Here is a 12,731-nt window from a genome sequence, read left to right on the forward strand (position 1 = left end):
TTATTTAATCTTCATTTCGCCATTAACCCAGACTTCTTGATATTCATCTGAATCAATTTTTTTCTTTAATGTGATGGCCTTATCTACAACATCAGACCAGTTCATGTTGTTGCGTGCCCAGTCCTTAATTTCATAATCATTATCTAAAAATAACGGGATGGTATCTTCACGCAGGCTTTCACCCAGATCGTCATTGAATTCATTCTTGTAGTGTTCAGCACGATCACGCGCAATGACTTCAACTGGTACGGCGTAGGTCAGGCCATCTGGCATATCTAGAAAGATTTTCTTATCAAAAAGCGGTGTTTCGATGATTTCAACCACATCATCTAGACCATTTTGATATTCATTGTGCTCGTTTTCTTTTTCCCACTGGTCGCAGGCAGCATCTTCATTTTCAGCTTCGATAATCTGGCTTTTTTCTTCATGGTGCAAAGTATCACCTTCGTGATCCACAACACGTTCAATCCAAGTCATTTTAAATTTCTTCATTTAATACGCTCTAGTAAGTTCTGTACTTACAGGCTAATCACTGCTTTTACGTCTTGCTGTGTGTTTTTTAGGCTAAATCTTCCTGTGTAGGGTTCGCGTAACTATCTGTAAAAAGTCAATGATGCATCAATAGATCAGAATTTGTATTGAGAGCGTTATGCAAGAGAACACCATCCCCTGGATCATCAAGATCGTGCCCGCAGTTGTTGGTGCAATCTTGGCGCTGGTCCTGAGTGGTGACATTGATAAAGACGGAAAGATAGAAGTCTCACTGAATGTCATCGTTAAATTTATGGCCAGTGTAACTGTCAGTTTATATGGTGGTTCGGCTTTCATTGAATACTTCAACTTACTCCACGTATCTACGATGTACCAAGGTGCAATCATGCTGTTCTTCGCAGTATTTGGCTTGCTTGGGATCGGCATCGTTTATCAGTCCGTTGCGTTACTGCAGGGGAAGCCAATTAGTGAAGTGATGCATGAAATTAAATCTGCATTTTTGGCAATTTGGGGGAATGGGAAGAAATGAGTAAGCAAACACCTGAGTTGGCCTGGATGTTAGAAGCCTATAAACACAATGGCCTGAAAGAAGACACAAGCAAAACTCGTCACAACCCAACCATCATTAACTGGCTTAAAGAGCTTAAAGCTTGGTGGTCAGAGGATGAAACCCCATGGTGTGGTGTATTTACTGCAATCTGTTTAAAGCGTGCAGGTGTACCTTATCCATCGGCATGGTATCGAGCTTTAGCCTATCGTGATGAAAAGCGAAAATTATCTAAGCCGGCCTACGGTTGTATCGCGACAAAAACTCGCTCAGGCGGTGGCCACGTATTCTTTGTCGTAGGTATTACGCCTGCAGGCAAAATAGTCGGTTACGGCGGCAACCAAAACAATATGGTTTGTTATGCGACTTTTGATCCAAAGGATCTTGAGTATTACTGGTATGGCAAAACCAATCGTCCCGCCGATATTCGCTATCAATTACCAATTATCAAAAACGTATCTGCAACGAAAGTGACGGAGGCATAGACGATGCTGGATCTCTTTTTAGCCCAATTTTATAAAGCTGTGATTGTGGTGCTGTTGGTACTGCTTTTAATTGCCCTGGGCTTTGGTGCATGGAAGTCTTATGCGTTGGATCACAGCATTGAACAGCGGGAAGTGGATATTGCAAAAGCAATTAAACCTTATGTAGATGCGGAACGTTTGCAACGAACCCGTGCTGATAAAGTGAGTGGTCAATATGAAGAACTTAAAGGTCAAGATCGTGTGCGCACGGAAGTCATTAACCACAAAGTTGAGAAAATCACGGAACGCCCTGTTTATCGTAACGTGTGTCTTGATGTTGATGGCGTGTCAGCCCTCAATGAAGCCGGTCGCATGGAACCTGCCAGCGAATCTGACACAGGACTGTCCAGACCTCCCTGAGATTGAATTGGGCGATGGTAAGTATGTGCTTAAAGCATGGGTGAAAGACCGGCGAATGTATGTCGAATGTGCTCAAGGAAAACGTGCTTTAAATCTAGCGGTTCGAAGACCCTGAACCACTTGTATTTAGTAGATAATATGTAAAACATCTAGCAATTAATAAATAATTAATATTTATTAATTGCTTATTAGGATTATTTTTTATTCAGTCTTTCATGCAAAATAGTTACGTAGTATGAAATAAGATAAAGCTTGTATACTGCTTAAATAGTGTAAATAAATTTCTTGTATCTAGAAACTAAAGCTCGCAATATATAAAATCCATCATTTGTTCTGCATATGTTCTAGAATCATCTACTGTCCAAAGCTCTAATTCATGAGCTGGGAGATTGAGAGTAGTCCTAAACTCATGAAGGGATTCGGCAACTGTACTAGAAATATAGTGATGATTTTTTAAACCTTCAATGCAGTCGTTGAAACTAGTTCTATCATTTAAGCCAATTTTTGAAAGGGATAATCTATAACGTTGTCTCATTTCATCTTCGATGAAAGGTCGAAGTTTCGTGAATTTATTATCCATGGTTCTACGTTCAATAAAATCTATGATTTCCATATATCTTTCATCATGTGCTGTTGCAGTCATTTCCTCTTTGGTTGCTTTTGCAAGCATTGACCCATTCTCAGATTGCACAATTTTCAGTGCTTGAGCATCACTAAATTTTTTCATTACCGCGGATGCCATTCCCTTGTAATGAGTAGTGATAATTAATTGTTTAATTGAGTTGTTCAGGGTATATAGGATTCGTAATATGCTAGAAATTCTTTCATTATCAAAACTGGTAACAGGATCATCTAGCACCAGAATCGCTTTTTCCCTATCTACTGGAGGTAATTGATGGATTTTGGCAAGAAAAATACAAAGTGCCAAAGCTCTCCGATCTGATTCACTAAATAAACAATGCAGCTTATTTCTATCAATAGGACAACCTTTAAAAGTTACTTCCAAGTCATATACTGTTCGAGTACCAATACGATTAATACTTTTAGATATTTCAAAATCGGATGAGCCTATTCTACGGAATAAGGTATTTATTTCTACAAAATATGTATCTAGGAATTCATTTTGGGCATTTTCAAGTGCTGTCTTATCAGTATCATAAGATGCTTGATCGCTTTCAATTTGAGCTTTTAAATTGATATAGCTTGTACATAGACTATCTAAGTCGTGCCTTTTTTTAAATTTTATTAAAGCTTCTTCATTTCTGGCTTCTTCATTGAGATGGCCTTTCAATAATGTGACATCTTGAGATTCTTTAAATTGATTTAAAATGTGGTTTACATCACTTTTGATGCAGTTGTATTCCCCAACTAATAAGCAATACTCATTAAATTTGGCCTCCAAATTAGTGAAGTCTATTGTATTAATGGAGTTGTAAGGAGTTTGTGACTTTTGTTCTAGCGAGGTTCTTATTACGACATCAAATTCGCTATTAGTTTGTTCTAATTCTGAAAAAACATATTCAAGACGTTCGAATTTTTGCGCTAATTGCTCAATGAAATTTTCGGCATGTATTCGACTTTGGACTTCGCTTTCAATATAAGTATTTTCTAATAGATTTAAGTTTCTTTGATGCTGCTCTTTTACAGATCCAAAATTTGAATCGACAAGATTGATTTTTAACAAGGAAGATATTTGAGTGCTTATTTCACTCAGAAAACTTTGAAATGTAGTATCAAAAGCCGTTTTATAGCTATCAATTAATACTTGAGCACTTTCCTTTAAATCCTGTCCACAAAAAGGGCAATCATCTCGTAAATGTTTCAAGCCATTCGATGCCCACCCATTAAATAAATTTGTGTTAGCAACCTTATTTTTGTGTCCGTCTACGATAGCTCTTGATACTTCATGTACATTCTCAATATTCAAGGATAAGCATTTGTTAATTGACAGTAAATTATCTTTAATTGCTTGTATAGTGCTAATATCGTTTAGGATTGGTCTTCGAATTACATGATCAATATTGGAAATTTGAGTATTTAAGGTAGTCTGTTTTTCTTTAGATGCCTGTAATACTAAATCTAGTTCTTCTGCTGTTTTTTCTGTTAAAGGCATGGATACAAAAGTATCAACATTGCCAACACTATGTGCATTAATTTGACTCTTAATACCTGTTAAGTCTCTTCTATCATTTCTTAATTTTTGATTTCGTAATTCAAGTGCTTCAAATTGAGTAGCATTTTCACCTAAGATAAATCCCGACATATTTGTAGAATTTTCACGAGTATAATTCACACCAGTCATTACATTTCTATGTATGAATCCATGATCAAAAATATACAGTCGTGAATCATCAGGAGGGATTGAGTCCCAATTGTTATTTTGAAATTGTATGGCTCTAGATTGACCAGAGAATTTCATTTTGATTATCTGATTAATTTCGCTTGGTGCTTGATTAGCTATTATTGACTTTCTATCAAGAATTAATTGAGGGTTATTAAGAGCTAATGAATAAAAGATATCACAAAGAGTACTTTTACCATTTCTATTTTCCCCATAGATAATATTCACAGGCTGAAATTGAATACTACCTGCATTCACTTGAAAATAATTCCCGATATTGTTAATTAATTGAATTCTTTCTAACATTACTCCCCCTAGTATGCTTAATTTTAAATTAATTATAAATCAAATATTTATGTTGTATTTTCTATACTTTTTAGGATTTAATCAAGACTATATTTTATTTATATAATTGTTTTTAACAATTAGTTTAAGAAGTTTGCCATTCAATCAATCTTTTTTCATATATCACATAACATTTATAATTATGATAATATTTTTGTATAGTTAAAACAAAGCCAATTTTTAAAAATTGGCCGTTTATATGTTAAAGCCTTTCATAAACTACTTAAATCAAATTTTAACCTGCATTTTATTGCCCCCATTTATCAACTATGTCAGCCCAGTCTTGTAGCATTTTCCTGCGTTGACTAATGTATTTAGCGTGATTGTATGATGCTCTTACTTTGTTCTGTTCGGCATGAGCAAGTTGCTTTTCAATCCAATCATCATCGAAATCAAGCTCATTTAAGATAGTACTTGCGGTTGCTCGAAAGTCGTGTGATGTCGAGTTTTTAAGCCCTATTTTCTTTAGAGCACTATTCAATGTAGCACTTCCGATTGTGGCTGCGCTACTGTATGCACTTGAGAATACATACTCTTTGTTGCCTGTTTCAGTATATTGAGACTTGAGTACATTGAACAGTTGATCAGACATGGGAACCAGATGGATCCTGTTCTTTTTCATTGTTCTTTCCTGAGAGTTACTTCGTGTTGAAATAGGAAAGGTAATAATTTTTTCTTCAAAATCGACATACTCCCATTTCATACGTCTGATCTCGATTGAGCGTAGCATTGTATAAGCTAAAGTGAGTAAGGCATTTTTAACTGTTGCTGTACCATGGTAACTCTCAACACCCTTTCTAAATTGCACCTGCTGCTCTTTTGAAAGTGGATGGGCGTGTTCAACATCTGGACGATTGATAGCACCACGTACTGCATAAGTTGGATCATTCTCGGCTCTTAGAGTGGCGATCGCATATCGCATAACAGCACCGATAATTTTAATATTATTTGATGCTGTAACTTCACCAGTCCCTCTAGCGCCTGTTGTCCGAACGCGAGTGATCGTTGATTTTGCGATATACAGTACTTCTGCAGCAGTCACGTCAGCAACACTCTTTGCTCCAATTACTGGATAGATATCCGTATCAAGCGACCATTTTACTTTTCCAACATATGTTTCCGATCTGTTTTTTAAAATCTCGTTAATATATTCCTCAGCAACGGCTTTAAACGTGTTTGCGTTTTTTACACTTTGTACGACTTTTTCTTCTCTGCGAGCTATAGCGGGGTTTTTACCTTCACTGAGTAGAGCCTTCGCTTCATCACGATTCTTTCTTGCTTCTGCTAGACTTACCCGTGGATATTCCCCTAAACTTAACATTGAGGCCTTGTTTTCAAACCGGTATCGATAGCGCCACAGCTTTGTACCTGTGGGTCTAACTTCAATACAAAGCCCATTATGGTCAGCAATGCGATATGCTTTATCCCGTGGTTTAAGGCTCTTAATTTTGGTATCGGTGAGCATGTGAGTAACCTAAATAAAATATGAGTAACTTAAAAACTACTCACAATAGTACTCACAAAATAAGATTTTGCATATGGTGCTTAGATTTGTTTTAGTTTCATAAGTATCTAATTTATAATAAATACAATAATTTAAAATTTGTTTAGATTTGCTTTGCTTTATATAATAGTGTTTACGGATGATAAGCAGTATTTCGTTGCGGTATTGCCAGTACATCATCAACTTAACTTGAAAAAAGTAGCCCAGGCCGTGGGATGTAAAAAACTCCAGATGGCAGATCCTAAACAGGCAGAACGCTTGACTGGTTATCTGGTTGGGGGAATTAGCCCTATTGGCCAGAAGAAACGGTTAAAAACAGTAATTGATGCAAGTGCCGAACAGTTGAACAAGATTTATGTGAGTGGAGGTAAAAGAGGACTGGATATAGGACTAAAACCGGCCGATCTTGCCAAAGTGCTCAATGCCCAGTTTGTCGATGTGCTGGATACATAAAATCACAGCAAGATGTTCTTTTAAATTCAGAGAATATAGAACGATAAATTTAAATGAGCTGTATTTTTTTTGGTCGGAAATAACAGTAAATCATCTTATACATTTGTATATTAGAGGCGTGAAAACACAGCCTGACTGTGTCTATAACAAGGAATAAAAACAAAAATACAAATTATTATGCGGAGCATAAGGGATGAAAATTCAAAATAAAAAATGGCCAAAGTTCTGTCTGACCTTGTCTGCGATGGCGATACTATCTGCGTTGCCAAGTGTACAGGCCGCTTCTACACCTTCAGTTGCACCTGCTAATTCTCAGCAGGTTTTCTTTGTCGGAAATAACTGGGATGGCACGGTCACTGTGATTCGTCCATCAGGTGATTTTGGCAAAATCGGTGTCATTAACATGATTCCTGACCGGAAAGAGCGCCTTAAGGAAATTCACCTGAATCCAATCAAGCTGATTGCCTATACTTACATTCAGGCCACAGCAGGGGAAGGGAATGATCAACTGGTGGATGATATGTACTCTACGCCAGACGGGCAATCAGTGGTCGCATCACGCCCAAGTTTCGCCGATGTCGTATCAATCAATATCAAAACTGGCAAGATTAACTGGCGCACACCTGTTGAAGGCTTTCGTGCCGACCATATGGCGGTATCACCAGATGGACAACGGGTCGCCGTATCTGCATCTTCAGGAAATGTAGTGCATGTACTGGATATCAATACCGGTAAGGAAGTAGGTCGTTTCAGCACGGGCGATAAACCGCATGAAAATATTTATTTTGATGGCGGCAACAAGATTCTGAACTCTGCTATCGGCAACGTGGAAACCTCGATGGATGCCCAATGGCAAGATTTTACCAAAGGAAAGCGTTTTATCACCATCGCAGATGCCAATACCCATCAGGTGTTGAGAAAAATTGACTTCAGACCCGCACTGGATGCATTTGGCCGAAAAGATTTGTCCAACTCAGTACGACCAATGGTATTTAGTAAGGATGAAACCAAACTGTATGCCCAGGTTTCATTCTTTAATGGTTTGATTGAATACGATCTGAACCAGAACAAGATTAGCCGGATTGGACAGTTGCCAGGGAGCGACAGTATTCCGAAAGATCGGACAAAATGGGTGAATGATTCGCGCCATCATGGCCTATCGATCAGTGCTGATGGTGAAAAGCTTTGTGTTGCGGGAACTATGGACAATTATGCCACTATTGTTGATCGCAAGACGCTGACTGCCGGGAAACTGATTTCTGCGGGTAAACCGTATTGGGCAACGCGTAGCCCGGACGGTCGTAGCTGTGTGATTTCCGAAAGTGAAACTGATGTGGTTACCGTGATTGATTTTGCTACTGGCAATAAAGTGCTTAGTGTACCAGTAGGAAATCACCCACAACGTGTCCGGATTGGTTATGCGCCTGCAGACTGGTCAACACCGTAGTTGATGAGTAGAAAAGACAGCTTTTGAATAGGGGCTGTCTTTTTAAGCTGAGGACACAAAGATGAATAATAAAACAATTCAGTTATATGTATTGATTACATTGCTCTTGTTTGGAGCCTTACTGGGTATTGGCTATCAAATACGAAAAGAAATCTATCAAACCCATCTTACTAATCAACCCCATTCTGCTCCCGTCCAGCCAGCTGAAAAATCTGCAAATGATGCCTCTGTCAGCTCTACTGCTAATAGTCAAACCAATAAAACCGGACAAAATAATGCATCTGCAAAGCAAAGTGAATTGTTAAGGCAGCAGCAACAATTATATCTGGACTTTTCCACGATGATTAATGCATTAAGTGAAGGACAACGACCCGATCTTCAACAGGTCAGCTTACTAATCACTCAGCAGCAGAAGCTGGTAGAGGCTCAACAGGTCAGCAAGGCCGAGGCGAAAGCACAGATTGAGTTTCTGATCAAAGTCTTGCCTGAAATGGAACATGAACTGCATCGGGCCTTACGAGCTTTAGATTAAACCTGTATTTGCTGTCTGCAGGCTACTTGTATCTTTAATTATTCTAGAAGTGAAAATTGATCGCATAAAAAAGCCCGAATAAAAAGTCAGGCTTTTACAGACAAAATATCGAAGACTTGACAGCTTTATAAACAGTTCGCAGGCTTGGGTACGCCGGCCAAACGGCTTAAGTGACGTGCCACCAGACCAGTATTAAACTTTTCCTGAAGCATGGCATTATTGATATCGGCACTGACAGTTTTCATTAAAAATTTGATTAGAGGGCGCGTTGCTGGTGAATGGCCAAACTGCTGATAGAACTGACGTACCGCTTGCAGAATTTCAAAATGCCATGGGGTCAAGTCAAGGTCCAGGCTATTGGCTAGGAGTTGAGCGACATCTTCATTCCAGATGGTGTAGTCAACCAGATGACCATCTTGATCCAATTCTAAATTCATATTTAACCCATTCATTATTTCATTGAAATGCAGCGATTAAACTGGAGGCAAAGAGCAGCAAAATCTGCATAATTCAACAATTTTACTTGATCAGGTAAGGGCTGTATCAAGAGTTCAGCATCATTTTTCAGTATGTGGACTTGCTGCAGGCTTTGCAGGAATGGGTGTTCTAGCTGTAATACGGCTTCACCCATCAGCACGACCTGATCGCTCGTTGTATAAATCTGAGCCAATTGATCGAGGATCTGTGCAGTTGCCGCATAGCTAGACTGAATCAGGTAAAGTGTATGATTTGACATTTGTATATCCTCGTTTCTTACCAATACAGCACGTGATTAAAACTTTGAACAAACTCAGAAGTTAGTTCAATGAACTCGAGGTCGTGTTCGCTCTGGATTACAAATGGGGAATTCTGGTTTTTCTGTTCAATCAGAATCGGAGTGAGATCATAAAACTCGAAACTGTTGACCATATTTGATGCCAGTTTAAAGGCATGTTGTAACTGGTCAAATTGCAGCTCTGAACGCAGAAGACTAAGGGCCGCACCTTGTAGCAGGACTTTAACTTCCGAGCCAAATGTCGCCAATACCATTGTCGCAGACAGACTTTCATGCACCTGCAGACTGGTCAGATTGGCTTGGGTTAATATAACAAGTACAGATTTCACACAAGATTCCTTGGAAAAGCAACACATTCTAAAAAATGGAACATCTAGAATTGAATCAGACGTTGTGAGGATTGAACAGCATCGGCAAGTTCACCTAAACCGACCAATTCAAACGCATCTGCCAGATTATGCTGCTGAATATTGTGACGTTGAGCATTATCCGGATCTGTAATTCCACGCGCCAGTGCTGCACTTACACAGACCGGGAGGCGAATCTGCAGTGCTTGCCATGCATGTGTAAGATGACGTTGATCGTCGGGTACCCATTGCAGTGCATTTGCAACCGATACGCCGTCCTGATAGAAAAATACACGGAATGCTTCCTGCTTATCCTGCAAAGCCTGAGCTAAACCTAGGGCATGCCAGGCATAAATGGAAGTCGGTGCGGAGGTAACAAGAATTAAGGTACTCATCGAAATTCACTACAGGCTTGATCAATAGCAACAGATTGATCTTGGCTTCATTAGAAAGTAGGTAGTATAAATGATTTTAGTGACGGGTGGATTAGGCTTTTTAGGCTCACATATTGCTTTAAGTCTGTTAGCACAAGGACTAGAGGTCATTGTGGTCGATAATTTGGCCAATGCTAACTTACAGACTCTGGAGCGCCTCGAATTTATTTCTGGTATGTATGTACCTTTTATCAAGATTGATATTCGCAACACACCAGCATTGAATAAAGTCTTTGAGCAGAATTCGATTCAGGCTGTGGTGCATACCGCAAGTTTTAAGTCACTGGAAGAATCAGTATTAAAACCACTTGAATATTATAATGATAATGTCAGCTGTATTATGAGTCTCATGCGTGCCATGCAGCGTACCGGGGTACGTCATCTGGTACATTTATCCAGTTTGGCGGTATATGGACAATCTGGCACAGACTTAAGCGAAGATCTGCCTTTTAACTTTACTTATCCTAATCCTTATATCAAGTCGCAACAGATGGTGGAGGAAATTATTCGGGATACCGCTAAAACTGACAATGAATGGCGGATTGCGATCTTGCGTCTTTCTAATATTGCCGGTGCCTTTGAGCATGGTATCTTAGGGGAAGCAGTACCACCTTTACCGAAAAATATTGTACCTCTGGCAATGCAGGTCGCTGCGCAGCAACGTGAATATCTTGAATTACGCCGTCAGGCCCATACCGCAGATGGCACAGTAGAGCGCAGTTTTCTGCATGTCGCAGACTGTTGTGATGCTGTGATCAAATCCTTACAGTGGTTGTCACAACAGCAGGAATTAAAGTGTGAAGCCTTTAATATCGCTGGTGAACTGATTTCCATACAGGCTTTACTGGATCAGCTTGCTGAAGTCACCCAGTCTGCAATTAAAACTGTGGATGCCTTACCTTATCCTCACGCTGAGCTGGACCAGTTAGGTGCGAATACTGAAAAGGCACAACAGGTTTTGCATTGGCAACGGCAGCGCTCGATCAGAAAGATGCTTGAGGATGAATGGTTGTTTTATCAAAATATTCTCAAAGGACAGTAAATTAGATTTTTAATTTAATATTTGATAATAATTATCATTTACATATTTAATGTAATCGATTACTTTAAATTATTAGAGTAAATTATTGATATACAAATTCCTAAGATTATTAATAAGCAAAAAGAATTGAGGTTGAACATGCAAACACGTATTGAACATGACACGATGGGAGAAGTGGCTGTACCGGGTGAGGCATTATGGGGCGCTCAGACTCAGCGCAGCTTGCAAAATTTCAGAATTGGAAATGAACGTTTGCCACGGCCAATGATTCGTGCCATGGGACTCGTCAAAAAAGCGGCTGCCTTGACTAATGCCGAGCTGAACCAGATTTCACAAGAACTGTCACAATATATTGTGGATGCTGCTGATGAAGTCATCAGTGGTCAATGGGACAGTCAATTTCCACTGGTGGTCTGGCAAACTGGTTCAGGTACGCAAAGTAATATGAACTGTAATGAGGTAATTGCCAATATTGCCAACCAGAAACTGGGTAATCATTTAGGGGCACAAAAACCGGTTCATCCAAATGATCATGTTAACCGTGCTCAATCTACCAATGACTCATTTCCGACGGCGATTCATGTGGCTGCGAGCTTGCAGATCAATGAACTTTTAATTCCGGCAGTCACACGTTTACGCGATACCTTATATGTCAAATCTCAGGAATTTGCTGATATTGTAAAAATTGGCCGGACACATCTGCAAGATGCTACGCCGTTAACGTTGGGACAGGAATTTAGCGGTTATGTTTCTCAACTCGATCATGCACTTCTTCGTCTAGAACAGGCCTTGGTGGGACTGTACGAACTGCCATTGGGCGGGACAGCCGTCGGTACAGGGTTGAACGCTCATCCTGATTATGCTGTTGAAGTAGCTAAAACTCTTGGATATTTAACTGGTTTGCCATTTGTAACAGCACCAAACAAGTTTGAGGCTTTGGCTGGCCGTGATGCTGCAGTATTCGCTTCAGGTGCCTTAAAGACTTTAGCGGTTAGCTTAAATAAGATCGCTAATGATATTCGATGGTTAGCCAGTGGTCCACGTTGTGGTTTTGGGGAACTCCGTATTCCTGAAAATGAACCGGGTTCTAGCATCATGCCGGGTAAGGTGAACCCGACGCAAAGTGAAGCGATGACCATGGTAGTCGCGCAAGTTCTCGGCAATGACACCACCATTAGTGTAGCGGGTGCATCAGGTAATTTTGAACTCAATGTATTTATGCCGGTCATTGCCTATAATCTGCTGCAATCTATCCAGTTATTAGGTGATGCTTGTAATAGTTTTAATGATCATTGCGCCGTTGGTATTGAGCCAAATCATGAAAAAATTGAACATTTCTTGCATGATTCTTTAATGCTGGTTACAGCCTTGAATCCGGTCATTGGTTATGAGAATGCAGCCAAAGTTGCCAAGACCGCTTATAAGGAAGGTAAAACCTTGAAACAGGTGGCTGTGGAACTTGATCTCGTTACAGCTGAACAGTTTGATGAAGTCGTCAGACCTGAACAGATGGTTTCACCGAATGCCAAATAAAGGTAAATGTTTTTAATCTTTTAGCTGTTTTATCATGGAATAGTCAGCAATGGTT

General features: G+C 39.6%; 14 protein-coding genes and 1 pseudogene. 8 read left to right on the top strand and 7 right to left on the bottom strand.

The annotated features are described in order from the left end of the window. Positions 1–477, bottom strand: a complete 477-nt coding sequence (locus AY607_RS06625) for a hypothetical protein (protein ID WP_227509960.1) — start codon at positions 475–477, stop codon at positions 1–3. A 172-nt stretch (positions 478–649) separates the two neighbouring features. Here AY607_RS06625 and AY607_RS06630 point away from each other — a divergent pair, with 172 nt between their 5' ends. Genes AY607_RS06630 through AY607_RS06640 form a run of 3 tightly spaced genes read left to right on the top strand, consistent with a single transcriptional unit; the run spans position 650 to position 1,923 of the window. Next, positions 650–1,021: a hypothetical protein gene (locus tag AY607_RS06630; RefSeq protein ID WP_064102134.1), complete on the top strand. Its 372-nt coding sequence runs from the start codon at positions 650–652 to the stop codon at positions 1,019–1,021. Then, the gene (locus tag AY607_RS06635; protein ID WP_064102135.1) at positions 1,018–1,524 is read left to right on the top strand and encodes a TIGR02594 family protein; all 507 of its coding nucleotides are present in this window, start codon (positions 1,018–1,020) and stop codon (positions 1,522–1,524) included. Before AY607_RS06630 ends, AY607_RS06635 begins: the two co-directional genes overlap by 4 nt. Before the next feature lie 48 nt (positions 1,525–1,572). After that, complete coding sequence (locus AY607_RS06640; protein ID WP_227509961.1) at positions 1,573–1,923, top strand: hypothetical protein; 351 nt, start codon at positions 1,573–1,575, stop codon at positions 1,921–1,923. 298 nt (positions 1,924–2,221) lie between these two features. On the opposite strand, the gene AY607_RS06645 is transcribed toward AY607_RS06640, so the two are convergent. After that, complete coding sequence (locus tag AY607_RS06645; RefSeq protein WP_064102137.1) at positions 2,222–4,570, bottom strand: AAA family ATPase; 2,349 nt, start codon at positions 4,568–4,570, stop codon at positions 2,222–2,224. A 286-nt stretch (positions 4,571–4,856) separates the two neighbouring features. Further along, the gene (locus tag AY607_RS06650; RefSeq protein WP_064102138.1) at positions 4,857–6,074 is read right to left on the bottom strand and encodes a tyrosine-type recombinase/integrase; all 1,218 of its coding nucleotides are present in this window, start codon (positions 6,072–6,074) and stop codon (positions 4,857–4,859) included. Between the two features lie 165 nt (positions 6,075–6,239). On the opposite strand from AY607_RS06650, the pseudogene AY607_RS06655 reads away from it, so the two are divergent. The 3 genes and pseudogenes from AY607_RS06655 to AY607_RS06665 all read left to right on the top strand — a co-directional run. Further along, a pseudogene (locus AY607_RS06655) lies at positions 6,240–6,566 on the top strand (aminoacyl-tRNA deacylase); the annotation flags it as partial. 193 nt (positions 6,567–6,759) lie between these two features. Next, the gene (locus tag AY607_RS06660; RefSeq protein WP_064102139.1) at positions 6,760–8,013 is read left to right on the top strand and encodes a YncE family protein; all 1,254 of its coding nucleotides are present in this window, start codon (positions 6,760–6,762) and stop codon (positions 8,011–8,013) included. A gap of 61 nt (positions 8,014–8,074) precedes the next feature. After that, positions 8,075–8,545, top strand: a complete 471-nt coding sequence (locus tag AY607_RS06665) for a hypothetical protein (RefSeq protein WP_064102140.1) — start codon at positions 8,075–8,077, stop codon at positions 8,543–8,545. 125 nt (positions 8,546–8,670) lie between these two features. Here the strand turns inward: AY607_RS06665 and AY607_RS06670 are convergent, their stop codons facing one another. Genes AY607_RS06670 through tusD form a run of 4 tightly spaced genes read right to left on the bottom strand, consistent with a single transcriptional unit; the run spans position 8,671 to position 10,062 of the window. Next, positions 8,671–8,982, bottom strand: coding sequence for a TusE/DsrC/DsvC family sulfur relay protein (locus tag AY607_RS06670; protein ID WP_064102141.1), 312 nt, complete (start codon positions 8,980–8,982; stop codon positions 8,671–8,673). 14 nt (positions 8,983–8,996) lie between these two features. Beyond that, positions 8,997–9,281, bottom strand: a complete 285-nt coding sequence (locus AY607_RS06675) for a DsrH/TusB family sulfur metabolism protein (protein ID WP_064102142.1) — start codon at positions 9,279–9,281, stop codon at positions 8,997–8,999. Positions 9,282–9,298: 17 nt separating this feature from the next. Continuing rightward, positions 9,299–9,649, bottom strand: coding sequence for a hypothetical protein (locus AY607_RS06680; protein WP_064102143.1), 351 nt, complete (start codon positions 9,647–9,649; stop codon positions 9,299–9,301). A 44-nt stretch (positions 9,650–9,693) separates the two neighbouring features. Beyond that, positions 9,694–10,062, bottom strand: coding sequence for a sulfurtransferase complex subunit TusD (tusD, locus tag AY607_RS06685; protein WP_064096133.1), 369 nt, complete (start codon positions 10,060–10,062; stop codon positions 9,694–9,696). A 70-nt stretch (positions 10,063–10,132) separates the two neighbouring features. On the opposite strand from tusD, the gene AY607_RS06690 reads away from it, so the two are divergent. Together AY607_RS06690 and fumC are read left to right on the top strand one after the other, a co-directional pair. Next, positions 10,133–11,143 carry an NAD-dependent epimerase/dehydratase family protein gene (locus AY607_RS06690; RefSeq protein WP_064096134.1) on the top strand — a complete coding sequence of 337 codons (1,011 nt, stop codon included), beginning with the start codon at positions 10,133–10,135 and terminating at the stop codon, positions 11,141–11,143. A gap of 138 nt (positions 11,144–11,281) precedes the next feature. Further along, positions 11,282–12,676, top strand: coding sequence for a class II fumarate hydratase (fumC, locus tag AY607_RS06695; protein WP_064102144.1), 1,395 nt, complete (start codon positions 11,282–11,284; stop codon positions 12,674–12,676). Positions 12,677–12,731 lie beyond the last annotated feature (55 nt).

Source organism: Acinetobacter sp. SFA (assembly GCF_001647535.1).
Classification (GTDB): domain Bacteria; phylum Pseudomonadota; class Gammaproteobacteria; order Pseudomonadales; family Moraxellaceae; genus Acinetobacter; species Acinetobacter pecorum.